25 protein-coding genes and 1 tRNA gene are annotated in these 24,222 nt (G+C 49.7%); 13 read left to right on the forward strand and 13 right to left on the reverse strand.

What is annotated here, in order from left to right; all coding sequences use genetic code 11:
- Positions 1 to 104 precede the first annotated feature (104 nt).
- The 8 genes from B9Z32_RS10940 to B9Z32_RS10975 all read left to right on the forward strand — a co-directional run bounded on the left by B9Z32_RS10940 (position 105) and on the right by B9Z32_RS10975 (position 6,517).
- Entirely contained in the window at positions 105 to 389 is a 285-nt protein-coding gene (locus B9Z32_RS10940; protein WP_108421449.1) for a cupin domain-containing protein, read from the forward strand.
- Between the two features lie 26 nt (positions 390 to 415).
- A complete protein-coding gene (locus tag B9Z32_RS10945; protein ID WP_108421450.1) occupies positions 416 to 778 on the forward strand; it encodes a hypothetical protein in 363 nt (120 codons plus the stop codon).
- A gap of 141 nt (positions 779 to 919) precedes the next feature.
- Positions 920 to 1,321, forward strand: a complete 402-nt coding sequence (locus B9Z32_RS10950; protein WP_108421451.1) for an acyl-CoA thioesterase — start codon at positions 920 to 922, stop codon at positions 1,319 to 1,321.
- Between the two features lie 665 nt (positions 1,322 to 1,986).
- Complete coding sequence (locus tag B9Z32_RS10955) at positions 1,987 to 3,009, forward strand: extracellular solute-binding protein (protein WP_108421452.1); 1,023 nt, start codon at positions 1,987 to 1,989, stop codon at positions 3,007 to 3,009.
- Positions 3,010 to 3,023: 14 nt separating this feature from the next.
- Complete coding sequence (locus tag B9Z32_RS10960) at positions 3,024 to 3,839, forward strand: ABC transporter permease (protein WP_108421453.1); 816 nt, start codon at positions 3,024 to 3,026, stop codon at positions 3,837 to 3,839.
- 104 nt (positions 3,840 to 3,943) lie between these two features.
- Positions 3,944 to 4,660 (forward strand): ABC transporter permease, encoded by a 717-nt coding sequence (locus B9Z32_RS10965; protein WP_108421454.1) that lies wholly within the window; start codon positions 3,944 to 3,946, stop codon positions 4,658 to 4,660.
- The gene (locus tag B9Z32_RS10970; RefSeq protein WP_233248252.1) at positions 4,621 to 5,700 is read left to right on the forward strand and encodes an ABC transporter ATP-binding protein; all 1,080 of its coding nucleotides are present in this window, start codon (positions 4,621 to 4,623) and stop codon (positions 5,698 to 5,700) included. Before B9Z32_RS10965 ends, B9Z32_RS10970 begins: the two co-directional genes overlap by 40 nt.
- 1 nt (position 5,701) lies before the next feature.
- Complete coding sequence (locus B9Z32_RS10975; RefSeq protein WP_108421455.1) at positions 5,702 to 6,517, forward strand: phosphodiesterase; 816 nt, start codon at positions 5,702 to 5,704, stop codon at positions 6,515 to 6,517.
- 284 nt (positions 6,518 to 6,801) lie between these two features.
- On the opposite strand, the gene B9Z32_RS10980 is transcribed toward B9Z32_RS10975, so the two are convergent.
- Positions 6,802 to 7,449 carry a response regulator transcription factor gene (locus B9Z32_RS10980; RefSeq protein WP_108421456.1) on the reverse strand — a complete coding sequence of 216 codons (648 nt, stop codon included), beginning with the start codon at positions 7,447 to 7,449 and terminating at the stop codon, positions 6,802 to 6,804.
- A 183-nt stretch (positions 7,450 to 7,632) separates the two neighbouring features.
- Between B9Z32_RS10980 and B9Z32_RS10985 the strand changes: the two genes are divergently transcribed.
- Both B9Z32_RS10985 and B9Z32_RS10990 read left to right on the forward strand, forming a co-directional pair.
- Positions 7,633 to 7,956, forward strand: coding sequence for a RodZ family helix-turn-helix domain-containing protein (locus B9Z32_RS10985; protein ID WP_146179484.1), 324 nt, complete (start codon positions 7,633 to 7,635; stop codon positions 7,954 to 7,956).
- Positions 7,957 to 8,070: 114 nt separating this feature from the next.
- Positions 8,071 to 9,519, forward strand: coding sequence for a sensor histidine kinase (locus B9Z32_RS10990; RefSeq protein ID WP_158268209.1), 1,449 nt, complete (start codon positions 8,071 to 8,073; stop codon positions 9,517 to 9,519).
- A gap of 205 nt (positions 9,520 to 9,724) precedes the next feature.
- Here B9Z32_RS10990 and B9Z32_RS10995 read toward each other — a convergent pair.
- The 10 genes from B9Z32_RS10995 to uvrB form a co-directional block, all read right to left on the reverse strand.
- A tRNA-Val gene (locus tag B9Z32_RS10995) sits at positions 9,725 to 9,799 on the reverse strand.
- Positions 9,800 to 9,867: 68 nt separating this feature from the next.
- Positions 9,868 to 10,575, reverse strand: a complete 708-nt coding sequence (dnaQ, locus tag B9Z32_RS11000) for a DNA polymerase III subunit epsilon (protein WP_108421459.1) — start codon at positions 10,573 to 10,575, stop codon at positions 9,868 to 9,870.
- A 36-nt stretch (positions 10,576 to 10,611) separates the two neighbouring features.
- Entirely contained in the window at positions 10,612 to 10,950 is a 339-nt protein-coding gene (gene fdx, locus B9Z32_RS11005) for an ISC system 2Fe-2S type ferredoxin (protein WP_108421460.1), read from the reverse strand.
- 27 nt (positions 10,951 to 10,977) lie between these two features.
- Positions 10,978 to 12,864: a Fe-S protein assembly chaperone HscA gene (gene hscA / locus B9Z32_RS11010; RefSeq protein WP_108421461.1), complete on the reverse strand. Its 1,887-nt coding sequence runs from the start codon at positions 12,862 to 12,864 to the stop codon at positions 10,978 to 10,980.
- Positions 12,865 to 12,877: 13 nt separating this feature from the next.
- A complete protein-coding gene (gene hscB, locus B9Z32_RS11015) occupies positions 12,878 to 13,414 on the reverse strand; it encodes a Fe-S protein assembly co-chaperone HscB (RefSeq protein WP_108421613.1) in 537 nt (178 codons plus the stop codon).
- The gene (gene iscA, locus B9Z32_RS11020) at positions 13,414 to 13,737 is read right to left on the reverse strand and encodes an iron-sulfur cluster assembly protein IscA (protein WP_055360539.1); all 324 of its coding nucleotides are present in this window, start codon (positions 13,735 to 13,737) and stop codon (positions 13,414 to 13,416) included. Before iscA ends, hscB begins: the two co-directional genes overlap by 1 nt.
- Positions 13,738 to 13,761: 24 nt before the next feature.
- Positions 13,762 to 14,151 (reverse strand): Fe-S cluster assembly scaffold IscU, encoded by a 390-nt coding sequence (gene iscU / locus B9Z32_RS11025; RefSeq protein WP_108421462.1) that lies wholly within the window; start codon positions 14,149 to 14,151, stop codon positions 13,762 to 13,764.
- Positions 14,152 to 14,183: 32 nt separating this feature from the next.
- Positions 14,184 to 15,404 carry an IscS subfamily cysteine desulfurase gene (locus B9Z32_RS11030; RefSeq protein ID WP_108421463.1) on the reverse strand — a complete coding sequence of 407 codons (1,221 nt, stop codon included), beginning with the start codon at positions 15,402 to 15,404 and terminating at the stop codon, positions 14,184 to 14,186.
- A 13-nt stretch (positions 15,405 to 15,417) separates the two neighbouring features.
- The gene (locus tag B9Z32_RS11035; RefSeq protein ID WP_108421464.1) at positions 15,418 to 15,954 is read right to left on the reverse strand and encodes a Fe-S cluster assembly transcription factor; all 537 of its coding nucleotides are present in this window, start codon (positions 15,952 to 15,954) and stop codon (positions 15,418 to 15,420) included.
- Positions 15,955 to 16,043: 89 nt separating this feature from the next.
- Positions 16,044 to 18,167 carry an excinuclease ABC subunit UvrB gene (gene uvrB, locus B9Z32_RS11040; protein ID WP_108421465.1) on the reverse strand — a complete coding sequence of 708 codons (2,124 nt, stop codon included), beginning with the start codon at positions 18,165 to 18,167 and terminating at the stop codon, positions 16,044 to 16,046.
- 144 nt (positions 18,168 to 18,311) lie between these two features.
- Between uvrB and B9Z32_RS11045 the strand changes: the two genes are divergently transcribed.
- From B9Z32_RS11045 to rsxB, 3 genes are all read left to right on the forward strand, one after another.
- Positions 18,312 to 19,508, forward strand: coding sequence for an amino acid aminotransferase (locus B9Z32_RS11045; protein ID WP_108421466.1), 1,197 nt, complete (start codon positions 18,312 to 18,314; stop codon positions 19,506 to 19,508).
- Between the two features lie 124 nt (positions 19,509 to 19,632).
- On the forward strand, positions 19,633 to 20,973 hold the full coding sequence (locus tag B9Z32_RS11050; protein ID WP_108421467.1) for a polyhydroxyalkanoate depolymerase: 1,341 nt from the start codon (positions 19,633 to 19,635) through the stop codon (positions 20,971 to 20,973).
- Positions 20,970 to 21,629, forward strand: a complete 660-nt coding sequence (rsxB, locus tag B9Z32_RS11055; protein WP_108421468.1) for an electron transport complex subunit RsxB — start codon at positions 20,970 to 20,972, stop codon at positions 21,627 to 21,629. The genes B9Z32_RS11050 and rsxB overlap by 4 nt, the downstream gene beginning before the upstream one ends.
- Before the next feature lie 9 nt (positions 21,630 to 21,638).
- Here the strand turns inward: rsxB and B9Z32_RS11060 are convergent, their stop codons facing one another.
- Complete coding sequence (locus B9Z32_RS11060) at positions 21,639 to 22,130, reverse strand: VOC family protein (RefSeq protein ID WP_108421469.1); 492 nt, start codon at positions 22,128 to 22,130, stop codon at positions 21,639 to 21,641.
- Positions 22,127 to 24,178 carry an acetyl/propionyl/methylcrotonyl-CoA carboxylase subunit alpha gene (locus tag B9Z32_RS11065; protein WP_108421470.1) on the reverse strand — a complete coding sequence of 684 codons (2,052 nt, stop codon included), beginning with the start codon at positions 24,176 to 24,178 and terminating at the stop codon, positions 22,127 to 22,129. Before B9Z32_RS11065 ends, B9Z32_RS11060 begins: the two co-directional genes overlap by 4 nt.
- Positions 24,179 to 24,222: the final 44 nt, after the last annotated feature.

Genomic DNA, 24,222 nt, shown 5'->3' on the forward strand with positions numbered 1-24,222 from the left:
TTGTCCTAGTCATTGATTTTTCGTCAGTTGTCAGGTACTGAGCATAAGTTTTTTGATCAAAGCCTGGATGTTTATCAAGTTATGTCTTCCTTCAGGAGGTAATCATGGAGCAAATTAGGCAATTTCGATTCGAAGATTTCAAAGCTGAAAAGCTGGAACAAGGCTACAAAGAAGTCCTAGAGCGGCGTTGGGACCCTAACACCGAAAATGAAATACACCATCACGAATTTACAGCCGATGCGATCGTCATTGAAGGTGAGTTTTGGTTGACAACTGAAGGCAAAACCCAGCACTTGTATCCAGGAGACTCTTTTAGCATTCCGGCTATGGTCAAGCATAAGGAAAAGTACGGTCCTGAAGGATGTGTATTTTGGGTCGCGAGAATTTGATTGATTCAAGTTGGGGCTGGTCACAAATGTTCTTACTTAACTCAATTGCTCACATTAGCAATTCGCACACTAATGCAGTTGTAATATCAGGCTCACATGGAGGTCGCTCTTCTGCAGAGTTTGTAATTGCGCTTAAGCGAAAACCTAGTTGTGTTTTCTTCAATGATGCGGGCGGTGGAAAAGAAGACGCGGGCAAAGTAGCACTTAGTATTTTGGAGGCTCATGGAGTGCCTTGTGCTTGCTACTCGCACATGTCTGCCAGGATTGGGGATGCGCAAGATGGGTATGAGCACGGCATCGTGACCGAAATGAATAACCTGGCACGCCTAAAAGGTGTTGGATTGGCCATGACGGTCAAAGATGCTGCAAACCTACTCAATCAATTATGAACTTACCTATTTTGAAACAGCTTTCAATTTAAATATGAACTCCTGAACAATTCGTTACAAGATAGAAGTGCTAAAAATGGAAAGTCTCGGTTTGTTTTACCAAAAGCTCAAAATACAAAAAAAATTACCCAAAGCCCTCTCATGAATCCTCCAGAAAAAGTAGCTTTACCCACAGATCAAGAACTGGTACTCAAGGTCATTCCTATGCCCGCCGACTGTAACGCCAATGGCGACATTTTTGGCGGCTGGGTCATGGCGCAGGTTGACTTGGCGGGTGCGGTGTTGCCTGCCAGGCGAGTTCGCGGTCGCATGGCCACCGTGGCGGTCAATGAATTTATTTTCAAGCAACCCGTCAAAGTAGGTGACTTACTGTCGTTCTTTTCAAAGATCACTCGTGTGGGAAAAACATCCATAACCGTTCAAGTGGAAGTATTTGCAGAGCGCTTTTCCAACCAAGGCGAATTCATTAAGGTGACAGAAGCACGTTTGACATATGTGGCCATTGACGCAAATGGCAAACCCACCCCGGTGCCCTTGGCTTGAGTGCAACTTTAGATTGAGGAACGGGCAACTCATCTAAGACCCTTAACTTCGTTTACACAAAAAATCGGACACCCTCTTTCTTGAACCTGAAGTGCAATGCAAGCAGAGGTCTGGCAATTGAATGAGCGCTAACAAGTTCTGTTAACGTGACGTCAATGAATGCCTCTGATACGAATGAATCAGCTGCAGCTTTAAGATTGACGGGAGAATTGAATTTACGCATGAAAGTTTCCAAGAGCACTGCCTTAGAAAACCTAAGAACAGCGTGAAGGGAACCCTATCAGGCGTTGATTTGTATATAGAAAACCACCAAATGGTGGGCGATGCAAGTTTCGAACTTGCGACCCCTGCAGTGTGAAGACTCCTTTAGACCACTACTTTTCTCAATGATTACATTGAGTTAACTGCTTTCTGGTAACTCAAAGTAGTATAGAAGTAGTATGGATATGCAATTAAATTACTGCTCATTTCTTTCGGAAAACATCTTATGGTACTTGTATTCGCGTAAGGGCGTGATCCGCTTTAAAAGCTACCTGTGATCTACCTCTTCCAAAGCCCTGCTACACCAATCATGCAGTACTTGAGTCCGTGTCAAGTCATGCCTTTGTCATTTAATTTCGGTAGCCTACAAATGTTAATTTAGTTGACACACTTAGGAGAATTAAATGGATCGTCGCCGCCTCATTCAGAGTTCAGCCGCACTTGGTGCCGCCGCTGCACTACCCGTATCTTTAAGCGCCTTCGCTCAGACTGCTCGAGCACTCTGCTACAACTGTCCTACTGAATGGGCAGATTGGGGAGGCATGCTGAAACTGGTTAACCAAAAACTCAATATTTCAGTTCCTCCCGATAACAAAAATTCTGGCCAATCGATGGCCGCATTGATTGCAGAAAAGAACAATCCTGTAGCCGACATTACCTACCTTGGTGGTCAATTTGGACCACAAGCGCGTGAAGCTGGTGTGCTCACCCCTTACAAACCTCAGCGTTGGAATGAGATTCCAGATGGTTTTAAAGACAAAGATGGTTTCTGGTTCACCATCCATTCTGGTACCTTGGGTTTGTTCGTGAACACCGCCGCATTGCGTGGCAAGCCAGTGCCGCGCTCATGGCAAGACCTCACCAACCCTACTTACAAGGGCATGATCGGTTACTTGAATCCAGCTAGCGCTGCGGTTGGTCAAGTAGGTGTCGTTGCAGTTAATTTGGCTTTGGGCGGCAATTACGAGAATTTTGATCCAGCCATCCGTTTCTTCAAGAACCTGCAGGCCAACTCTCCCATCGTGCCAACGCAGACCTCTTATGCGCGTGTCATTTCTGGTGAGATTCCAATTTTATTGGATTACGACTTCAACGCCTATCGGGGCCAACACACTGACAAAGCGCCAGTTCAGTTTGTGATTCCATCAGAAGGAACTGTTTCATTGCCTTACATCATGGGCTTGGTCAATAAGGGGCCAAATGCTGATAACGGCCGCAAGGTACTTGATTTTGTACTTTCGGATGAAGGTCAGCGCCACTGGGCCAACGCCTACCTGCGCCCCGTATTTGCTTCTGCCATGTCAGCCGAAGCACGCTCGCGCTTTTTGCCAGATTCGGAGTACAAGCGCACACAAGCTGTGGATGTTTTTAAACTCGCATCTGCAGCCAAGGTCATCGCTGACCGCTACCAAAAGGAAGTGGGCTGATTACTTCGCAAGTGATGCGGGAGCGTATCCAGCTTGCCGCACTGATGACACCCGTCGCAATTTTGTTTGCGGCCTTTTTCCTGCTGCCTTTGGCCCAACTTGTGGTCATCGGCGGCAGCGGTAAGCTTGGTTGGTCAGCTTACCTTGCCGTTTTTACCGAGACTCGATACCTGAAAAGTTTCAGCGCGACGATTGCATTGTCGGTTACCGTTACTATTTTCACGCTTCTAGTATCTGGCATAGCAGGCGTATTCTTGGAACGCAACCGCTTTCGCGGCCGCACCTTACTGACTGCAATGCTGACTCTACCTTTGGCATTTCCAGGTGTTGTGATCGGTTTTATGGTGATCATGCTCGCTGGTCGACAAGGGTTAGTGCCCGACATCACCGATCTGCTTTTCGGTGAGCGATTGGTTTTTGCATATTCAATGGCTGGCCTGTTTATGGGCTATGTTTATTTTTCGATTCCCCGAACCATCCTGACTGTGATGGCGGCTGCTGAAAAGCTAGACCCACGATTAGAAGAAGCTGCGCGTTCACTAGGCGCTAATTCTTTCATGGTCGTCAGAGACGTCATATTACCTGCGCTTAAACCAGCTTTTCTCGCTGCAGGGGCCATCTGTTTTGCAACATCGATGGGGGCTTTTGGTACAGCCTTCACACTGGCTACACGGATTAATGTTGTGCCCATGGTCATCTACACCGAGTTCACGCTCCAGGCCAATGTCGCCATGGCAGCTGCTTTGTCATTTGTTCTTGGCGGAATCACCTGGGCAGCACTCGCATTTGCCCGTTCGCTGAGTGGTTCCTCAGTCGCCGCTTCTGGATAAGTTTCGTGCAAGTTCCAGTCAAAAAACAACGTCGATTACCATTGTTCTGGGCGCAGCTTGCGTTCACATTAGCGGTGTGCGCGTTTTTAATCGTACCGGTGTTCATGTCAATGACAGCTGGCGTGACACTGAATTACATGACAGGCGTGTCTGGCGGTCTGACCACTCAATGGGTTGAAAAAGTATTGACCGATTACAGAGGTCCAATCTTTTTGTCTCTGCATCTCGCCTTAGCATGTCTGGTCTGTACTTTGCTGTTGGGCATTCCTGCAGCTTATGTGTTGGCCAAACGCCAAAACGCTTTTACCCGAGCTATTGAAGAATTACTGGTCATGCCAGTTGCAGTACCTGGCATAGCGACAGCACTTGCGTTGATAGTGACCTATGGTAGCTCGGGTGGCTTTCGCACCAGCTGGTTTTTTATACTCGTAGGCCACGTGTTGTTCACACTTCCCTTCATGGTTCGCTCAGTTCTTGCCGTGATGTCATCGATCGATTTAAAAACGCTAGAGGAAGGCGCGCGAAGTTTAGGCGCAAACTTTGTCCAACGTTTCTTTGGCATTATTTTGCCCAATTGCAGGTCTGGAATTATTGCTGGTTCATTGATGGTGGTGACGCTTTCCTTGGGTGAGTTCAACATGACGCTTTTGTTGCACACACCACTGACACAAACGCTGCCTGTTGGCTTGGCAGACACATACGCATCACTTCGGCTAGAAGTGGGCAGCGCTTACACATTGGTGTTTTTCGTCATTATCGTTCCGCTGTTGATTGCCCTGCAATGGGCATCAAACGCCATCAGCCAAAGAAAGCGAATATGAACACAGCAGGCAAGGTCAGCATTCGTCTGGAGCAATGCGCACGCACCTATGAAGACGGTACACGCGCACTCGAAGCAACAGACCTCACCATTCAAGCAGGCGAAACAGTGGTCTTTTTAGGGCCATCCGGGTGCGGCAAAACTACAACTTTACGGCTAGTTGCTGGCCTTGATGAGCCTGATGAGGGTGGCAAAGTGTGGTTTGGCGACGAGGATGTTACTGCGGTTCCCATTGAACGGCGTAATGTGGGTATGGTCTTCCAAAGCTATGCGCTTTTCCCTAATATGAGTGTTGAAGAAAATGTTGCATACGGACTGCGAGTGCGTAAAGTACCTTTTGATGAACGATCAAAACGGGTACGCGAATCTCTAGAGATGATGCATATTTCAGATTTAGCGAAACGGCGCATAGACCAATTGTCTGGGGGACAACGTCAACGAGTGGCACTTGCCCGCGCAATTGCACCTCGCCCACGGGTTTTGCTGCTTGATGAACCCTTGACAGCGCTAGATGCCAAGTTGCGCGAAAGCCTTCGGGTTGAGATCGACCGTCTTTTGCGCTCCCTGGGGATCACCGCTGTTTACGTTACCCACGATCAAGGTGAAGCAATGGCACTGGGTGATCGCATAGCCGTGATGGACAAAGGGCGCATTGCCCAGATTGGCACCCCTGAGGAAATTTATCGAGCACCAGCCAATGCGTTTGTGGCTGACTTTATTGGAACAATGAACCGTCTTTTTGGCCGAATAGAGAATGACTTGCTAGTGTTTCCCGGAGGTCAAGTGAACTGGACCGGACCTGCACCAGCCGCAGGTCTGATGTTTCGACCAGAGGACCTTAAGCTGACTGAGACAGGCTGCGGTAATTTCAGCGCCCAAGTGGTCTCCGCATTCTTTTTGGGTGATCATGTCCGCTTGGTGCTCGACGCTGGTGCGCAAGATCTTTTTATAGCGCGTGTATTTGAGCGGCGAAATTTCGCAAAGGGCGAGACCATTGAGTTCACTCTAAATCCACAATCCCTAGTTAGCCTGGAGAGTTGAAATGCTTTTTTGCCAGATCACCGACACGCACATAAAAGCTGGGCGAAAGCACGCTTACGGCATGGTGGATACTGCAACCATGCTGGAGCATTGTGTTGACTCAGTGATGCAATTGAAGCAACGCCCCGATGTGGTCCTGCTAACTGGCGATTTAGTGGACTATGGACGAGATGACGAGTACGCACTGCTCGCAACTTTGCTAAAGCCGCTCACCATGCCAATGTACCTGATCCCTGGAAATCATGATGAACGCGACGCTTTACGCAGAGCATTTCCGGACCATGAATACTTGTACCAATGGTCGCCGTTTATCCAGTACGCGATAGATGATTACCCAGTTCGGATCATTGCATTAGACACACTCATTCCCGGCCAAGGTGGCGGCCGCTTGTGCGATGAGCGCTTGCAATGGTTAGACAGCACACTTGCTGAAAAGCCCGATACACCGACCTTGGTGGTAATGCACCATCCACCATTTCGAACCGGCTTGGGCCATATGGATATATTGGGGCTAGAAGGTGCGGACGCACTCGAAGCTGTGATATCACGCCACTCCCAAGTTGAGCGACTGGCATGCGGTCACCTGCATCGTTCAATACAGGTGCGCTTTGGAGGAAGCTTAGCATCGACCTGCCCTAGCTCTGCGCACCAAATAGCGCTCGACTTGAGCGCGGATGGACCCGACAACTTTGTTTTAGAGCCACCAGGATACCAACTGCACTGGTGGGACGGTCAGAGATTGGTCACCCACACTGCAGTCATCGGCAGTTTCCCCGGACCCTATCCATTTCGGACTGACGGAAAGCTGATCGACTGATTGATTTCAGCCAGGGTATTGATCACCATTGAGTAATAAGAACTACGTTGAATTGGATTGAGTAAATTGCTTTTGCTTTTACTCATCCTTTTTAAATTATTTTTTTAAGATTACTTTAGAACTACTTAATTTTTAAAATTTGTACTTTTTTAAGGTCAAGCGTAAAGACTCTTTACACTGCTGACTTTTTGAGCAGATGGAAATGCTATTGGTTTAAAAAGCCATGGACGCAATGTGTATGGAGTTTTTTACACGGTGACTCAACGTGTTTTAGATTTTTCATTTCACTTTTTTATTTGCGGTGTTATTTGATCATCACCGTAAGTCGGAATGAAGTCTTTACAAAGTAACAACAATTCTGCCAACGAGTTGACTTCCATCTTCGCCATGATGCGGGCGCGATGTTTTTTAACTGTATCAGCCATCACATTTTTTTCAATTCCAATTGCTTTGTTGCCATGCCCCAATAGCATCAGTGACAAAATTTCCTGCTCTTTAGCGCTCAAACTTTGTTGAAGAGCTGCCACACGCTTTAAGCGCAATTGATCTTCATGACGCTGACCATCCAATTTCAAACCTTTGTTTACAACTTGTATCATTTGGGTATGGGTAATTGGCTTCCATAAAAAATCAACCGCACCCAGCTTCATCGCATCGATGATTTCTTGACTCTGACTGTCGCCACTCATGTAAATGATTGGAATGGGCCAGTCTTTTTCAATCAATACTTTTTGCAAATCCAAACCCGTCATTTTTGGCATCCGCATATCCAATACTAAGACTGCAGGCGAGCAACGCAGTGCTTGCTGCAGAAAAGAAGCGGCACTGTCAAAGTCACTGACGCCATAGCCCAGATGAATCAATACATCAGCTACTGACAATCGAACGTCTTGGTCATCGTCAACTAAAAAAACATGGCCTTTGGTTGTCATGGTTTGATCTGCTTTGTCACATCACATTGTGGCTCATGAACAACTGGCTTGAAAAGCCTAAGAATTGGCTGTCAATTGAGTAATTTAGCGGTATTACAGATCCCGACATCCCCAATTAGGGATAGGCAACAAGTTGAATCCATGGAATATTGGCAATGTGACCATTAGTCTAAATGCCTAGAAATGACACATCCGCCAATAAAGGATCCTAATATTCCGCTTGAAGTAGGTCGACTTTTAAAACTAGAAAGAATCAGACAGGGTCTTTCTATAGAAGATCTGTGCAAAAAAATGGGGACACGAGTTCAACAAATTGAAGCTGTTGAAAGTGGAAGTGAAGTATATTTTCAAAAACATTCAAATCCTTTTATTTGGTTTGCTCGTTTGTACGCCAAGAAACTTGGTATCAATTTATCGGACTTGATGCTTGGTAGCAAAACAGACGCCAATACCTCACAGAAACCACCCCTGTATTTAATCAAAAACAAAGACGCTTCAAGTGGTTAAGCACTCGTTTGTGCTACGTTGCACAAACATCTTTCTAGTGTTCAATACAAACAACCAAATATTTTGTATGCAATGCATCTAGATACTCAGACCACCATTTTCATGACTTGCTTCGTGTACTTGATCTTGCACGGGGCCATCTGGCTGGCTCTGCAAGAGTACAGAAGCTTTCAGGTCAAATTGTGGTGTGCATCGGGCATTTTAAGCGGCATGGCAGTGGTCTTACTGTCTATGCGAGGTTTGGTTTCTGAATTCTTGTTTATGTATGTAGCGCAGCTGCTAATGCTGGCTGGCAACGGGGGCCGGATGGTGGCTTTGCGCATGTACTTATTGCCGGAACCACAAAATCGTGTCTACTGGGTTTATGGCCTTGTATCTGTCGCCTATTTCTTATTGTTTGTCTATCTCATCGCCGTTTTGAAGGCTGATTGGGAGGCATTGGTTTTGTTCAATGCTTTTTATGCTGTGCTTTGCTTTGACTACTTTCGCATGGGCCTTCAGCTTCATCGAAAACGTAAATCACTAGGCGCCAATTTGCTGATGTGGGGTGGCTTGATTCTGAGTTTTAGTTTGGCAATGCGCGCCATCGGTGTAGCGCTTGGTGGCTCGATCGATGAGCTCTACCAACCGAGTTGGCATCAGGCCATTATGGTGGTCGGTCAATTCATCACCATCACACTATGTAACGTTGCTTTTTTGCGTATCTTTTTAGAGATAGCTGAACAGAAAAAATTAGCTCTGGCGCATGAATTGACATTAACAAACGAACGCGCAGATGAGGCGCAACGAACCAGTTTGGTTATGAAGCAACTGCTTGAGGAGCGAGAAGAAATTATCAGGCAACTGACCTTGTTCAATAAAACAGCAGGCATGGGCGCCTTGGTGGCCAGTTTGGCCCATGAGCTTAATCAACCGCTAAGCGTTATTCAAACGAATGCCGGCATGATTGAATTAGTTTTGAACGACCACGATTCCAAACTGGATCAAGACCCCAGAATTGACAAAGCAATGACAGGCTTGCGCAAAGCCAATCACCGAGCCGCAACCATCATCTCTACATTGCGCAATATGTTTGGCAATGGGCGAAAAACGGTTTCGGTATTTGACTTCAATGAACTGGTCAACGACGTACTGCTACTTACCCAACCCACCTTGGATAAACAAGGAATTGAAGTCCAACTTCAATTGGACTCTAGGGCCTTGAAATTCACAGGTGACAAGTCTCAGTTGCAGCAAGTTTTGTTGAATCTCATGACAAATGCCATAGAGGCATTTCCAACCAAGTTTGAGGGTGTGAAAAATATCACTGTTCAAACAAAATTGGAAAACGATCGCATTGTGATGTCGGTAGCAGACAACGGAGTTGGAATTTCTCCAGAAATTGAAGCGGTCGTTTTTGAATTGCTTCGCACAAACAAAGAAAGCGGCATGGGCATAGGACTGTGGCTTTCAAAAACCATCATCGATTCACACCAGGGCAGTATCAGTTTCACAACTCGCGTGAACCAAGGAACTCGATTCGTTTTGACGCTACCCTTAACAACCGAAAAAATGTATTTCTAAATATTAACTTTTATGTTGCTCACGTAGCGTGAGCATATTCATTTTCATAAGACAAAGATATTCTATTTTCCCCTCAAAGCCGAACTGAAGAATCAAGAAAATTTGAGACGAAAAAAATGCTTCCGAGGGAAGCATATCTAAATTTTATAGAATTGAAATCCTGAAAACTACCTAAGGTATTGATAGTCTTCAAGATTTAGTTTGGTGGTGGGCGATAGAAGTTTCGAACTTCTGACCCCTGCAGTGTGAATGCAGTGCTCTACCCCTGAGCTAATCGCCCTATCGCTGTTTTAGCGTAGCCTTAAATTATGCCATGGAAAATTGGCTAATTTCAAGGATTTTAGGGGTTCAAACAGGCGCGGCCTGCCGCCAAATGGTCTTTCCACCGCTGGCCTTGTCCAATTGGGCCAATTGTTCTTGGTGCGCAGCATGCTCTTGGGCATTGGCCTGAATCACAGGCAATTCAAAGCCACTCAGGTCAACTGACTCTTCTGCACCCTTCTGCCCTTCGTCGCCGCCTGCATCGATGAGCAATGCTTCCTGGCCACGCGTGAGGTTGATATAGACATCGGCCAGCAACTCAGCATCGAGCAAGGCGCCGTGCAAAGTACGACCAGAGTTGTCTACCCCAAGTCGGTCGCAAAGGGCATCGAGGCTGTTGCGCTTGCCGGGGTACATTTGCTTGGCCATGACCAAGGTGTCGACCACGCTTTCGACATACTGGGTGAAGGGCTTCTGCCCTGCCAGCTCAAGTTCTTTATTTAAAAAACCAACGTCGAAAGCGGCATTGTGAATGATGATTTCGGCACCATCGACATAGTCCAAAATTTCTTGAACCACATCCTTGAACTTGGGCTTATCACGCAAAAATTCGTTGCTAATGCCATGAACCTTGAGGGCGTCTTCGTGGCTATCGCGCCCAGGGTTGAAGTAGAAATGCAAATTGTTGCCGGTGAGCTTGCGGTTGACCAGCTCAACACAACCCAACTCAATGACGCGGTCTCCGCCTTCAGCAGAGAGGCCTGTGGTTTCGGTGTCTAGAAATAATTGGCGCATAAGCTAACTGTAAACGCAATCAAGCCGCGATGGCTTTCAATGGTTCTCTTTAGCGTGGTTGATGGTGTACTTTGGAATTTCGATCACCACGTCTTGCTTGCCCATAAATGCTTGGCAGCTCAAACGTGAGTTGGGTTCTAAGCCCCAGGCGCGGTCGAGCAAGTCTTCTTCTGTTTCTTCAGCTTCGTTCAAGCTGCTCAAGCCTTCACGCACAATGACGTGGCAAGTGGTGCAGGCGCAGCTCATGTCGCAGGCGTGTTCAATGTTGATTTTGTTGTCAAGCAAGGCTTCACAAATGCTGGTGCCAGAAGGTGCAGAAATTTGAGCGCCCTCTGGGCAGTATTCGGCGTGGGGCAATATTTTGATAACGGGCATTTTGTATTTCTTTAGAAAGCAGTGAGCTTAAAGGCTCTGGATGTTTTGGCCAGACAATGCTTTTTGAATGCTGTGATTCATGCGTTCGGCCGCAAAGGCTTCGGTGGCTTGTGCCAAGGCTTGTGTGGCATCTTCTACCGCCTGCGCATCTTGCGATGAGTCGACTGTTTGGCGCAAAGCCAACATGAGTGAATCAATTTGCGCACGATCAGCAGCACTGAGCAATTGACCATCTGCATGGAGTGCACTCTGGGTGGCCAGCAACATGCGATCGCCATCCACTCTAGCCTCAACCAGTGCCCTTGCCTTCATGTCCACTTCGGCGGTTGTAAAACTGTCTTGCAGCATTTTGGCAATTTGATCATCGCTCAAGCCATAAGAAGGTTTCACATCAATTTTGGCCTCGACGCCACTGATTTGCTCTTTGGCAGCAACGCTCAGCAAACCATCTGCATCCACCGTAAATGTCACGCGAATGCGTGCTGCGCCTGCTGCCATTGGCGGAATGCCCCGCAATTCAAAACGGGCCAAGCTTCGGCAGTCCACCACCAAATCGCGCTCGCCTTGCAACACGTGCAATGCCAACGCAGTTTGACCGTCTTGGTAAGTGGTGAAGTCTTGGGCCATGGCCGTGGGAATGGTTTGGTTGCGCGGGATGATGCGCTCCACCAAACCGCCCATGGTTTCAATGCCCAAGGACAAAGGTATGACATCGAGCAAGAGCAAATCGCCAGCCGAGTCGTTGCCAGCCAATTGATTGGCTTGAATGGCAGCGCCCAAGGCCACTACTTCGTCGGGGTTCAGATTGTTAAGCGGTGGCTTGCCGAAAAAGGCGGCTACCGCTTCTTGCACTTGCGGCATGCGCGTAGAGCCGCCCACCATGACCACGCCTTGAATGTCTTCAGCTTTGATTTTGGCATCGCGCAATGCCTTCTTAACAGCAGACATGCATCTTGCAGTGAGTGCCGAAGTTGCTTCGTTGAATTGAACACGTGTGAGTTTCACTTCGTGGCTTTGTGATGCATGTGTCCATACCAAAGAAACGTCAGGTGAATTGGTCAAAGCCTCTTTGGCTGCACGTGCTGCCGCTTTCAATCGGGTTTTGTCTTCAGCACTGAGGCCAGCTTGTATGTCAGACAAACCCATGGATGCCAAGGCTGCGTCTGCCAGTGCGTGATCGTAGTCGTCACCACCTAAAGCTGAGTCGCCTCCGGTGGCCATTACTTCAAATACGCCACGCGTTAAACGCAAGATAGAAATATCAAAGGTACCGCCGCCCAAATCAAACACCGCATAAATGCCTTCGCTGGCGTTGTCCAAGCCATAGGCAATAGCGGCTGCTGTGGGTTCATTGATAAGTCGCAACACATTGATACCAGCCATTTGGGCTGCATCTTTGGTGGCTTGGCGCTGTGCATCATCAAAGTAGGCGGGTACGGTTATCACTGCGCCATGAAGGTCATCGTTGAAGGTGTCTTCGGCACGATAACGCAGAGTAGCCAAAATTTCGGCACTGACTTCAACAGGCGACTTATTGCCTTGCACAGTTTGAATTGACAACATGCCTTTGGCGCTGGCGCCTTCTGGCTGCGCAAACTTGTAGGGCAGTTTTTCGGGATGCGCTATGTCAGACAAGCTGCGACCCATGAATCGCTTGACAGAGGCCAATGTGTTTTCAGGATCTTGCGCGGCATTGGCCACAGCTTCTTGGCCAATTTGACGGCCTTGTCCGGGCAAATAACGAACCACAGATGGCAAGATCACTTGGCCTTTGTCATCGGGCAAACATTCGGCTACGCCATTGCGCACAGATGCTACCAAGGAGTGTGTGGTGCCAAGATCGATGCCTACGGCAATGCGCCGTTGATGAGGGTCTGGTGCTTGACCAGGTTCTGAAATTTGTAAAAGAGCCATTGCGAATTTGTTTTTAACTAGAGGCGTCGAGTTGGTGTTGCACTTCTTGTGCAAATTTTTCAATGAACATGAGCGCTCTAACCTGACCTACCGCTGCGGGAAAATTGTGTTCGACATCAATCAACTTGGCAATTTGCTTCAAAGCTTGCGCATGCGACGCATCCACCTCGTCCAACAGCTTTTCCAAAGCCTTATCTTTGGCGTCATTCGCTTTGAGTGCTTTGCAATCGTCTAGCGCTTCACGCCACTCCATTTGCTGCATCAAAAACGCAGGCGGCATGTTTGTGTTGTTTTCAGCGTTGACAGCGGCGCCGTTTAACTCACACAAGTAAGCGGCACGTTTTAAAGGGTCTTTGAGTCGGTTGTAGGCTTCATTGATGCGCACAGACCATTGCATGGCAATGCGCTGAGCAGCAGCACCTTCAGAAGCAAATCGATCGGGATGGGCTTCGCGCTGCAATGACTTCCACTGAAGGTCTATTTGCGAGCGGTCTAGCTCAAAGGCCGTAGGCAAGCCAAACAGCTCGAAGTCTGACGCCTGCAGAGAGATCACACGCGGAACGATTCGCCACAGCCGCAGCGATCGCGCTCATTGGGGTTGTTGAAACGGAAACCTTCGTTCAAACCTTCGCGCACAAAATCGAGTTGGGTGCCATCGATGTAGGCCAAGCTTTTGGGATCAATGAGCACCTTCACGCCATGGTCTTCAAAGACCACGTCTTCGGGGGCCACTTCGTCTACGTATTCAAGCTTGTAGGCCAAACCAGAGCAGCCCGTGGTTTTGACGCCTAAGCGCACACCCACGCCTTTGCCGCGTTTGGTGATGTAGCGCGACACGTGCCGCGCTGCTGCTTCAGTTAAAGAGATGGCCATTGTTGAGTTCCGGCAAACGCTGCATTAAGCAGTTGCGTGTTTTTTCTTGTAGTCTTCGACAGCGGCTTTGATGGCGTCTTCGGCCAAGATAGAGCAGTGAATTTTGACGGGTGGCAAGGCCAACTCTTCGGCAATTTCGCTGTTTTTCAAAGCGGCTGCTTGGTCTAATGTTTTTCCCTTCACCCACTCGGTGACCAGTGAGCTGGAAGCAATGGCAGAACCACAGCCATAGGTTTTAAAACGCGCATCTTCAATCACGCCTGTAACGGGGTTGACCTTGATTTGCAATTTCATGACATCGCCGCAGGCGGGCGCGCCCACCATGCCGGTGCCCACATCTTCATCGCCCTTTTCAAAAGAGCCCACGTTGCGGGGGTTTTCGTAATGATCAACAACTTTTTCGCTGTAAGCCATGATTTAACTTCCTTATTCTGTTGGTGAAAAACTCAGTGCGCAGCCCACTGAATGGTGCTGAGGTCGACGCCGTCTTTGTACATTTCCCACAAAGGGCTGAGTTCGCGCAGTTTTGCCACATTGGCTTTGATGGTTTCGATGGCGAAGTCAATTTCGGCTTCGGTGGTCCAACGGCCCACGGTCATGCGCAAGCTGCTGTGCGCCAATTCGTCGCTGCGGCCCAAGGCGCGCAACACATAGCTGGGCTCTAAGCTGGCAGAGGTACAGGCAGAGCCAGAAGACACAGCCAAACCTTTGATGCCCATGATGAGCGACTCGCCTTCAACATAGTTGAAGCTCATGTTGATGTTGTGGGGCACGCGCTTGGAGGGGTGACCATTCAAGAACACTTGCTCAACATCTTTGAGTCCATTGATGAGGCGCTCCTGCAAGGCCTTGGCCTTGGCAATATCTTGATCCATTTCGAGTCGAGCAATGCGGAAGGCTTCGCCCATGCCCACACATTGGTGCGTAGGCAAGGTGCCAGAGCGCATGCCGCGCTCGTGGCCACCGCCGTGCATTTGCGATTCAAGGCGAATGCGCGGTTTGCGGCGCACATACAAAGCGCCAATGCCTTTGGGGCCGTAGGTTTTGTGTGAAGCCAAGCTCATCAAATCGACTGGCAACGTGTTGAGGTCGATTGGCAATTTGCCAGTGGCTTGCGCGGCATCGACGTGAAAAACGATACCCTTTTCGCGGCAGATGGCGCCAATGGCAGGAATGTCTTGAATTACACCAATTTCGTTGTTGACAAACATCACGCTAACCAAAATGGTGTCGGGGCGCAAGGCTGCCTTGAACACATCGAGGTTGAGCAAGCCGTCGTCTTGAACGTCAAGGTAAGTGACTTCAAAGCCTTGGCGCTCAAGCTCGCGCATGGTGTCAAGCACGGCTTTGTGCTCGGTCTTGACCGTAATAAGGTGCTTGCCGCGAGTTTTGTAAAACTGAGCAGCGCCCTTCAAGGCCAAGTTGTTGGATTCGGTGGCACCGCTGGTCCAGACAATTTCGCGGGGGTCGGCACCGATGAGGTCGGCCACATCTTGGCGGGCTTTTTCAACAGCCTCTTCGGCTTCCCAGCCCCAAGCGTGGCTGCGAGAAGCGGGATTGCCAAAGTGCTCGCGCAACCAAGGAATCATGGCGTCGACCACGCGCGGATCACACGGGTTGGTGGCGCTGTAGTCGAGATAAATGGGGAAATGAGGTGTGGAGTTCATGCTTGAAAACTTCTCAAGATTTTGCAAAAGTATTGCCCAAAGCAAATACCGAATTGGGGCCGTTGACGCGGATGGGTTGAACCACAGGCATGGCAGAAATGGCACGCTTGATGGCTGGCTTGTCTTCAATGGTGTGGCCTGCTGCCAATTGGTCGTCGACCAATTTCTGTAAATTGACAGAGTCCAAAAACTCAACCATGCGGGAATTCAGAGCAGACCACAGGTCGTGGGTCATGCAACGGCCAGTGCTGCCATGACAATTTTCTTTGCCGCCACAATGGGTGGCGTCGATGGGCTCGTCTACCGACAAAATAATGTCGGCCACTGTAATGTCGGAGGCTTTTTTGGCCAATGTGTAGCCACCACCAGGGCCGCGGGTGGACTCTACCAACTGATGGCGACGCAGTTTGCCAAACAGTTGCTCAAGGTAGGACAAGGAAATTTCTTGCCTTTGGCTAATGGCTGCCAAGGTGACTGGGCCTGAATGCTGTCGCAGGGCCAAGTCGATCATGGCGGTCACTGCAAATCGACCTTTGGTGGTAAGGCGCATGGCTTTTTCCTAGGTTGTTGACTAATTTGCTCGACTATAGCAGAACTTGAGCGGATTAGTCGGATTACAAAATGAAGGTCTTTATCCGCTTAAGCCTTCAAGACCACCACGTTGTCGGTGCCTGGTGCCCCAAAGGCTTGGGCCTTGAGCATCTGGAGCTGGTCTCGAACCTGTGCGGCCTTTTCGAAATCGAGGTTTTTGGCGTGTTCCATCATTTGCTTTTCCAGTTGCTTGATGGCCTTAGAGATGTCCTTCTCGCTCATCTCCTCCACCTTCGCGCGCTGCACCGCGGCCAATTCCAAACGTTCGGCCTCTTTGCCAGCCTTTTCACTATAGACACCGTCAATCAAGTCGCGAACCTCTTTCACGATGCTGCGCGGCGTGATGCCCATGGCCAAGTTGTGAGCCACCTGCTTGGTGCGTCGGCGCTCAGTTTCACCAATGGCCTTGGTCATGGAGTCGGTCATGCGGTCGGCATACAAAATGGCTCTGCCATGGAGGTTTCGGGCCGCACGGCCAATGGTTTGAATCAGGCTGCGCTCTGAACGCAAGAAGCCTTCTTTGTCAGCATCCAAAATGGCCACCAAAGAAACCTCGGGAATGTCCAAACCTTCGCGAAGCAAATTGATACCCACTAAAACATCGAATGCGCCAAGTCGCAAGTCGCGCAAAATTTCGACGCGCTCAACAGTGTCCACATCGGAGTGCAAATAACGCACCTTGACGCCGTTGTCCGACAGGTAATCGGTGAGTTGCTCCGCCATGCGTTTGGTGAGCGTCGTGATCAGCACCCGTTCGTGTTTGTCTACGCGTATGCGAATTTCTTGCAGCACATCGTCCACTTGGTGGATGGCCGGTCGCACCTCAACTTCGGGATCGACCAAGCCTGTGGGCCTGACCAATTGCTCTACCACTTTGCCTGCATGTGTGATTTCGTAATTGGCTGGCGTGGCAGACACAAAAATGCACTGTCGCATTTTGGTTTCAAATTCTTCAAACTTAAGGGGCCGATTGTCAAGCGCACTGGGCAATCGAAAACCATATTCCACCAAGGTGGTTTTGCGAGCCCGGTCTCCGTTGTACATGGCATTGAGCTGGCCAATCATTTGGTGGCTCTCGTCCAAAAACATGATGGCATCAAGAGGCATGTAGTCGGTCAATGTACTTGGGGCCGCACCAGGTTCTGCGCCAGACAAATGCCGCGTGTAGTTTTCAATGCCTTTGCAGTGCCCTACTTCGCTGAGCATTTCCAAATCGAATCGGGTGCGCTGCTCCAAACGCTGAGCCTCCACCAATTTACCCATGCCCACCAATTCTTTGAGACGTTCGGCCAATTCAATTTTGATGGTTTCGACAGCGGCCAACACTTTGTCGCGCGGCGTGACGTAATGGCTGGAGGGATAGACTGTGAAGCGGGGAATCTTTTGGCGAATGCGACCGGTCAGTGGGTCGAACAACTGAAGGCTTTCAACTTCGTCGTCAAACAACTCAATGCGCACTGCCAATTCAGAGTGTTCTGCTGGAAACACATCGATGGTGTCACCCCGAACTCGAAACTTTCCACGGCTGAAATCTTGGTCATTGCGCTGGTACTGCATGCGAATGAGTTGGGAGATCACATCGCGCTGACCTACCTTATCGCCCGTGCGCAAAGTCATGATCATGCGGTGATAACTTTCGGGCTCGCCAATGCCGTAAATGGCCGACACAGTGGCCACAATGACCACGTCGCGACGCTCCATCAAACTCTTGGTGCAAGACAAACGCATTTGCTCAATGTGCTCGTTGATGGCGGAATCTTTTTCAATGAACAAATCGCGCTGCGGCACATAAGCCTCAGGCTGGTAGTAGTCGTAGTAGCTGACGAAATACTCCACCGCATTTTTGGGAAAGAATTCCCTGAACTCTGAGTACAACTGTGCGGCCAATGTTTTATTGGGTGCAAACACAATGGCAGGCTTGCCCATTTGAGCAATGACGTTGGCCATCGTGAAGGTCTTGCCAGACCCCGTCACACCTAGCAAGGTTTGAAACACTTCGCCATCGTTCAAGCCTTCCAACAAGCCTTCAATGGCCGTAGGTTGATCACCTGCTGGCGGATAGGGCTGGTACAGCTCGAAGGGAGAGCCTTCGTATTGCACAAACTGCCCTTCTGGTGCAACAAATGGAACCGCTTCGAGGACAACTTCAGGGGTGACGGGTAATACGGCCATGGAACTTCTTGAGATGTGTCAATTGGCGGCAAAAATGGGGGAAAGAGCCGTTAAAATTAGGGGGAACCCTAAAGCCTAACCTAGGTTTTGGTTTTCTGCCAGTTAGCAACAGTTTTTCGCAACACCCTACAAGGACTTTTTTTCATGTCTCTGTTTACCGCCGTCGAAATGGCCCCCCGCGACCCTATTTTGGGTTTAAACGAACAATTTGCAGCCGACACCAACCCCAACAAAGTGAACCTGGGCGTGGGTGTTTATTTCGACGACAACGGCAAACTCCCGCTACTTCAGTGCGTGCAAGCGGCCGAAAAAGCCATGATGGACAAACCCAGTGCCCGCGGCTATTTGCCCATCGATGGCATAGCCGCCTACGACGCAGCCGTAAAAAGTTTGGTTTTCGGTGCCGACAGCGAGCCCGTTAGTTCTGGCCGCGTGGCCACAGTGCAAGGCATTGGCGGTACAGGCGGCCTCAAAATTGGCGCAGACTTTTTGAAAAAGGTCAGCCCCAACGCCAAAGTCATGATTTCAGACCCCAGCTGGGAAAACCATCGCGCCTTGTTCAGCAGCGCTGGTTTTCAAGTCGAAAGCTATGCCTACTACGACGCTGAAAAACGCGGCGTCAACTTTGATGGCATGTTGGCCAGCCTGAACGCCGCGGCTGCAGGCACCATTGTGGTACTGCACGCGTGCTGCCACAACCCCACGGGCTACGACATCTCCTCTGCCCAATGGGATCGGGTGATAGCGGTGATCAAGGCCAAAAACCTCACCGCATTTCTTGACATGGCCTATCAAGGCTTTGGCCACGGCATTGCCGAAGACGGTGCAGTGGTTGGCAAGTTTGTGGCTGCGGGCCTCAACTTCTTTGTATCCACCTCTTTTTCAAAGAGCTTCAGCTTGTATGGCGAACGCGTCGGCGCTTTGTCGGTTGTTTGCGCCGACAAAGAAGAATGTGGTCGCGTTCTCAGCCAGCTCAAAATTGTCATTCGCACCAACTATTCCAACCCACCAATCCACGGCGGCGCGGTGGTGGCCGCTGTTTTGGCAAACCCCGAGTGGCGTGCAACCTGGGAAAAAGAATTGGGAGAAATGCGAGTTCGCATCAAGGCCATGCGACAAACTTTGGTCGATGGACTAATTGCCGCTGGCGTGAAGCAAGACATGAGCTTCATTACCACCCAAATTGGCATGTTCAGCTACTCTGGTTTGAACAAAGACCAAATGGTGCGTTTGCGCTCTGAATTTGGCGTCTATGGCACCGACACAGGCCGCATGTGCGTGGCCGCTTTGAACAGCAAAAACATTGATTATGTTTGCCAGTCCATTGCCAAGGTTGTCTAAATTTAATTACACGGTATACGGAGTTAGTGTCACTTATGTGAATTTAATTAGGTGTGCGACTCCACTTTTCTTGCACCACAACTGCTATATTGCTGCAGTGCAATAAACTAAGGGGTTTCAAGCCATGCTTTACCAAATCTACGAAACTCAACGCTCTTTCATGGAGCCCTTTGCAGACTTGGCCCATACCGCCGCCAAGATGTACAGCAATCCGCTGAACCCCTTCGGCCAATCGCAATTGGCTCACCGCATGTCGGCAGGCTATGAACTGATGCACCGCTTGGGCAAAGATTATGTCAAGCCCGAGTTTGGCATTCACACTGTGCAAGTTGGCAATGTCGATGTCGCCATTCATGAGCGCATTGAAATTGACAAACCATTCTGCGAGTTGCGCAGATTTAAACGCTTTAGCGACGATGCTGCAACTTTGACTGGGCTGAAGGGTCAGCCCGCTGTGCTCATTGTGGCGCCTTTGTCGGGCCACTACGCCACTCTGCTGCGTGACACCGTGAAGACCATGTTGAAAGATCACAAGGTTTACATCACCGATTGGAAAAACGCTCGTTTGGTGCCCTTAACTGAGGGTGAGTTTCACCTTGATGATTATGTGAACTATGTTCAAGAGTTCATTCGACATTTGCAAAGTAAGTACGGCAACTGTCATGTGATTAGCGTCTGCCAGCCCACGGTACCCGTGTTGGCTGCTGTGTCACTCATGGCATCACGCGGGGAAACCACACCTTTGACGATGACCATGATGGGCGGCCCCATTGATGCGCGCAAATCGCCAACAGCTGTCAACAATTTGGCCATGAACAAAAGCTTTGAGTGGTTTGAAAACAATGTGATTTACAAAGTGCCCGGCAACTTCCCAGGTGCTGGCCGCCGCGTTTATCCTGGTTTCTTGCAGCACACCGGGTTTGTGGCCATGAACCCCGATCGCCATGCCTCAAGCCATTACGATTACTTCAAAGATCTGATCAAAGGCGATGACGCTAGCACTGAAGCGCACCGCAAGTTCTACGACGAGTACAACGCAGTGCTCGACATGGATGCCGACTATTACTTAGAAACCATCAAGACCGTTTTCCAAGACTACAAATTGGTGAATGGCACATGGGATGTAAAAAGCGTCAAAGGCAAACAAGAGCTGGTCCGCCCACAAGACATCAAGACCACCGCTTTGCTCACCGTTGAAGGTGAGTTAGACGATATTTCTGGTTCTGGTCAAACAGCAGCAGCTCATGGTTTGTGCAGCAGCATTGCACCCAAAAACCGCCAGCACTTGGAAGTGCCAGGTGCCGGTCACTATGGTATTTTCAGTGGTCGCCGTTGGCGCGATGTGGTGTACCCCGAAGTGGTCAAATTCATTTTGGCGCACAACGGTACCAGCGCCGCTAAAAAAGCACCAGCCAAGAAAACAGCCAAAGTAGTTGCCAAAAAAGCGCCCGCTCGTCAAAAGTGAGCACGCTGGCTAACCGCATCCTAGATGCGCTGCCTCAAACGCAGTGCACTCGGTGTGGCTATCCAGATTGCAAGGCCTACGCGCAGGCCATTGCATCAGACCAAGTTCCCATCAATCAATGTCCACCGGGTGGCGCCGAAGGCGTAGCCATCTTGGCAGAGCTCACGGGTCAGCCCGTTGTGCCTCTGAATGTTGAACATGGCCAAGAAGGCCCCATGACTGTGGCCGTCATAGACGAAGCTTGGTGCATTGGCTGTACGCTGTGCATCAAGGCCTGCCCTACAGACGCTATTTTGGGCAGTCACAAGGTCATGCACACCGTGATTGAATCGGCTTGCACAGGTTGCGATCTGTGCTTACCCGTATGTCCTGTCGATTGCATTGAGATGGTGCCTGTCTCGGGCAACAAAACTGGTTGGAATGCGTGGTCTACAGAACTGGCAGCTCAAGCTCGCCAACGCTACGAGTCTCGACAAATTAGGTTGGTGCATGAAGAACGCGAGCATGCACGCAGGCTTGAAGCCAAAGCCGCCATGAAACTGGCGGACCTAGAAACTCATACCTATGCAAACGAAAACGCAGAAACAGAAATGGCTCGCAAGCGAGCCATTATTGAAGCGGCTTTGGCAAAAGCCAAAGCTCGGCAAGTGAAGTAAGTTGCGTGCTTAGGCGTACTGCGCTGCCAATGCCGCAAATGCTTTAGTCACTTCCTCTGGCGCTTGAACCAACTCAATTAAAACGCCCTCGCCACCAATGGGCAACTCCTCGTTGCCCTTAGGGTGAATAAAGCAAATGTCAAACCCTGCAGCGCCTTTGCGAATGCCGCCAGGCGCAAAACGAACACCTTGTTGCCCTAACCATTCCACGGCCTCTGGCAATTTGTCGACCCACAGACCGACATGGTTCAGTGGTGTTGTGTGCACCGCAGGCTTCTTTTCAATGTCAAGAGGTTGCATCAAATCGACCTCTACTTTGAAAGGACCCGAGCCAATGGCACAAATGTCTTCATCAACATTTTCACGATCGCTTTTGTAGGTGCCTGTCATTTCCAAACCGAACAAGTCAACCCAGAGTTTTTGCAACTTGACTTTGTCGGTACCACCAATGGCTATTTGTTGAATGCCTAAGACTTTGAAAGGACGTTGTGTGGCTTTCATGCTTCAAACTCCACAATCACTTGGTCTACCGTCAATGACTCGCCTTGTGAAGCCATGACTTTTTTAACCACGCCGTCGTGCGCTGCAAACAAAATGTTTTCCATCTTCATGGCTTCAATCACAGCCACACGCTCCCCAGCTTGAACTTTCTGACCAGGCGCAACAGCCACATTGACCAGCAAACCTGGCATGGGCGACAACACAAAACGGCTCATGTCTGGCGGTGTTTTGAAGGGCATCATTTGATGCAATTCAGCCATGCGCGGCGAAACCACAAGCGCTTCAATGCGGGTACCATTGTGTTGAACTTGCAAAGCCAATGGATTCTTAGGCGTGCCACGCTCAACCTGAGCCGTAAATGGCTTGCCATTGACAGTGCCACTGATTCGCACATCGTTCAAGCGCGAACGGCTTTCAATAATGTAGTGGTTCTCACCCACCTTGATAATGGCTTTGCCGCTCTGACCACGAAACTCATCAACGTGCACTCCGATGTAGCGGTTGTCGCCTTTGGCGCCCAACACAATCACGCTGTAGTCATGACCAATTTGAACGTCATAGCCAGGTAATTGACCGCTGAGGTTGGCTGCACGCTCGCGTGATTTGCGACGCACAAATGCTGCCAAAGCAACCAAGAAATCGGGGTCGTTGTGAGGCACGTCTTCAGCGCGGAAACCATGAGCATAGTTTTCTGCAATGAAGCCTGTGTTGAAATCGCCAGCCACAAACTTGGGATGTGCCAACAAAGCTGCTTGGAAGGGAGTGTTGGAGCTGATGCCGCGAATGATGAATCCGTTGAGAGCTTCGCGCATTTTGGCAATGGCCTCGTTGCGGTCAGTGCCATGAACAATTAGTTTGGCAATCATGGAGTCGTAGTACATGGGGATTTCGCCGCCCTCTTGTACACCCGTGTCCACTCGAACGCCCAACAGGTCTTGGGTGTTTGACTGGAACATGGTTTGCACAGGCGTTTGAAAGCGCACCAAGCGGCCTGTGGAAGGCAAGAAGTTGCGGAAAGGATCTTCTGCATTGATGCGGCACTCAATGGCCCAGCCGTTGCGCTTCACATCGGCTTGGGTCATGGGCAGTTTTTCGCCATTGGCCACACGGATCATCATCTCCACCAAGTCAATGCCTGTGATGGCTTCTGTCACGGGGTGTTCCACTTGCAAGCGGGTGTTCATCTCAAGAAAGTAGAAGCTCTGGTCTTTGCCCACCACAAACTCCACAGTCCCTGCAGATTGGTATTTCACGGCTTTTGCCAAAGCCACTGCTTGCTCGCCCATGGCAATGCGAGTGGCATCGCTGATGAAGGGTGAAGGCGCTTCTTCAATCACTTTTTGGTGACGGCGCTGAATTGAGCACTCGCGCTCGTTCAAATAAATCACGTTGCCATGACTGTCACCCAACACCTGAATTTCAATGTGACGGGGTTCTTCTACAAACTTTTCAATGAACACGCGGTCATCGCCAAAAGAGTTGCGCGCTTCGTTGCGGCACGAAGTGAAACCTTCAAAGGCTTCTTTGTCGTTGAAGGCCACGCGCAAACCTTTGCCACCCCCACCTGCGGAAGCTTTGATCATGACGGGGTAGCCAATGCCTTTGGCAATTTCAACGGCTTGTTCAGCCGTGTCAATGGCTTCGTTGTAACCTGGAATGGTATTGACCTTGGCTTCGTTGGCCAACTTCTTAGAAGCAATTTTGTCGCCCATGGCGGCAATAGAGAAGTGACGGGGGCCAATAAAGGCAATGCCTTCATCTTCGCAGCGTTTAGAAAACGCTTCGTTTTCAGACAGAAAACCATAGCCGGGGTGAATCGCTTGTGCGCCTGTGGCTTTGGCAGCTGCAATGATTTTGTCGGCTACCAAGTAAGACTCACGCGATGGGGCTGGGCCTAACAACACGGCCTCATCGGCCAGCATCACATGACGTGCTTCTTTGTCGGCTTCGGAATAAACGGCAACTGTGGCAATGCCCATCTTCTTGGCCGTTGCAATCACGCGGCATGCAATTTCACCGCGGTTGGCAATCAAAATTTTGGTAAACATGTATTTCTCCTAATGGCGTATGAGGTTCAAGCGATATCGGTCAA

Source organism: Limnohabitans sp. MMS-10A-178 (assembly GCF_003063375.1).
Lineage (GTDB): Bacteria > Pseudomonadota > Gammaproteobacteria > Burkholderiales > Burkholderiaceae_C > Limnohabitans_A.

What these genes read in the sequence shown, in the direction of transcription:
- B9Z32_RS11065 (WP_108421470.1), bottom strand. Translation starts at nt 24,178, where the DNA reads ATGTTTACCAAAATTTTGATTGCCAACCGCGGTGAAATTGCATGCCGC.
- B9Z32_RS10955 (WP_108421452.1), top strand. Translation starts at nt 1,987, where the DNA reads ATGGATCGTCGCCGCCTCATTCAGAGTTCAGCCGCACTTGGTGCCGCC.
- B9Z32_RS10945 (WP_108421450.1), top strand. Translation starts at nt 416, where the DNA reads ATGTTCTTACTTAACTCAATTGCTCACATTAGCAATTCGCACACTAAT.
- iscA (WP_055360539.1), bottom strand. Translation starts at nt 13,737, where the DNA reads ATGGCCATCTCTTTAACTGAAGCAGCAGCGCGGCACGTGTCGCGCTAC.
- B9Z32_RS10985 (WP_146179484.1), top strand. Translation starts at nt 7,633, where the DNA reads ATGACACATCCGCCAATAAAGGATCCTAATATTCCGCTTGAAGTAGGT.
- B9Z32_RS11030 (WP_108421463.1), bottom strand. Translation starts at nt 15,404, where the DNA reads ATGAACTCCACACCTCATTTCCCCATTTATCTCGACTACAGCGCCACC.
- iscU (WP_108421462.1), bottom strand. Translation starts at nt 14,151, where the DNA reads ATGGCTTACAGCGAAAAAGTTGTTGATCATTACGAAAACCCCCGCAAC.
- B9Z32_RS11045 (WP_108421466.1), top strand. Translation starts at nt 18,312, where the DNA reads ATGTCTCTGTTTACCGCCGTCGAAATGGCCCCCCGCGACCCTATTTTG.
- dnaQ (WP_108421459.1), bottom strand. Translation starts at nt 10,575, where the DNA reads ATGCGCCAATTATTTCTAGACACCGAAACCACAGGCCTCTCTGCTGAA.
- B9Z32_RS10980 (WP_108421456.1), bottom strand. Translation starts at nt 7,449, where the DNA reads ATGACAACCAAAGGCCATGTTTTTTTAGTTGACGATGACCAAGACGTT.
- fdx (WP_108421460.1), bottom strand. Translation starts at nt 10,950, where the DNA reads ATGCCCGTTATCAAAATATTGCCCCACGCCGAATACTGCCCAGAGGGC.
- B9Z32_RS11060 (WP_108421469.1), bottom strand. Translation starts at nt 22,130, where the DNA reads ATGAAAGCCACACAACGTCCTTTCAAAGTCTTAGGCATTCAACAAATA.
- uvrB (WP_108421465.1), bottom strand. Translation starts at nt 18,167, where the DNA reads ATGGCCGTATTACCCGTCACCCCTGAAGTTGTCCTCGAAGCGGTTCCA.
- B9Z32_RS11035 (WP_108421464.1), bottom strand. Translation starts at nt 15,954, where the DNA reads ATGCGCCTTACCACCAAAGGTCGATTTGCAGTGACCGCCATGATCGAC.
- B9Z32_RS10965 (WP_108421454.1), top strand. Translation starts at nt 3,944, where the DNA reads ATGTCAATGACAGCTGGCGTGACACTGAATTACATGACAGGCGTGTCT.
- B9Z32_RS10975 (WP_108421455.1), top strand. Translation starts at nt 5,702, where the DNA reads ATGCTTTTTTGCCAGATCACCGACACGCACATAAAAGCTGGGCGAAAG.
- B9Z32_RS10970 (WP_233248252.1), top strand. Translation starts at nt 4,621, where the DNA reads ATGGGCATCAAACGCCATCAGCCAAAGAAAGCGAATATGAACACAGCA.
- B9Z32_RS10950 (WP_108421451.1), top strand. Translation starts at nt 920, where the DNA reads ATGAATCCTCCAGAAAAAGTAGCTTTACCCACAGATCAAGAACTGGTA.
- hscA (WP_108421461.1), bottom strand. Translation starts at nt 12,864, where the DNA reads ATGGCTCTTTTACAAATTTCAGAACCTGGTCAAGCACCAGACCCTCAT.
- B9Z32_RS10940 (WP_108421449.1), top strand. Translation starts at nt 105, where the DNA reads ATGGAGCAAATTAGGCAATTTCGATTCGAAGATTTCAAAGCTGAAAAG.
- B9Z32_RS10960 (WP_108421453.1), top strand. Translation starts at nt 3,024, where the DNA reads ATGCGGGAGCGTATCCAGCTTGCCGCACTGATGACACCCGTCGCAATT.
- B9Z32_RS11050 (WP_108421467.1), top strand. Translation starts at nt 19,633, where the DNA reads ATGCTTTACCAAATCTACGAAACTCAACGCTCTTTCATGGAGCCCTTT.